General features: G+C 45.0%; 1 protein-coding gene and 1 pseudogene. Both read left to right on the top strand.

What is annotated here, in order from left to right:
- A pseudogene (locus tag R7044_RS24695) lies at window positions 1-325 on the top strand (hypothetical protein); the annotation flags it as partial.
- A gap of 4 nt (window positions 326-329) precedes the next feature.
- On the top strand, window positions 330-864 hold a 535-nt coding region (locus tag R7044_RS24690; protein WP_225455932.1), incomplete at its 3' end, for a BatD family protein.

Raw genomic sequence — 864 nt, 5'->3', positions numbered from 1 at the left:
AAAGTCTCAGAATAGTACTAAACAAGAGCAAGGACAGCAGTCACAAAATCAGCAAGACGCTGAAAATAAAAAAGAAAAGCAAAATCCCGAACACAAAGCTAAGCAGCAAAAGGCCGAAACGGAAGTAGAAAAGCAAGGTGAGCAAAAAAAAGGTGAACCTATGCAGGCACAAGCCCAACCAGAAAAATCACATCAGGATGATCCTGAATTCCGCCGCCTAGAAGCTGTCGAAAGTGCTCGAGATCCAAGCTTTTTGATTCGTGCACAAATGCAGTTGCAAGCTCAACAAAAACAACGTCCACAACAATCTCAGAAGGAGTGGTAAGCCCGTGATGAAAAAAGGCGTACATCTGGTCTTTATTCTTGTGGCCAGCCTGTTATCTAGTTTCTCGGTGATGGCACAAAGCCTTCAGGCAAGTGTCAACAAAACTGAAGTGGCTAAAAATGAAGTCATCAACCTACGGATAATGGCAGATTCAGAAGTTGCGTCCGACGCCATCGACTTCAGCGTATTGGAAAAAGACTTCTTCCTAGGACAGCCTCGCTACGGGCGTTCGAGTAACAACATCAATGGTCGAAAATATCAGCGCACAGAATGGAGCATTTCTATAGCGCCAATGAAAGAAGGGATAATTACGATCCCGAGTTTTTCGGCCGATGGCATGAAAACCGAGCCAATTCTGCTAAAAGTCACGGCGAACAAATCGGCACCCGATCTGGATGATTTGTTCAGCTTCAATATGAGTGTCGATAACCATACGCTATATCCGCAGCAATCTGCGAATTTACGCATGCAACTGATCATCAAGGCTGATACTCGCCGTTTAGACAACCCACAAGTTGTGCCACCACGTATTGAAGGCA

Source organism: Vibrio sp. 1402, assembly GCF_033340275.1.
This window is presented reverse-complemented; position numbering and strand designations above follow the sequence as displayed.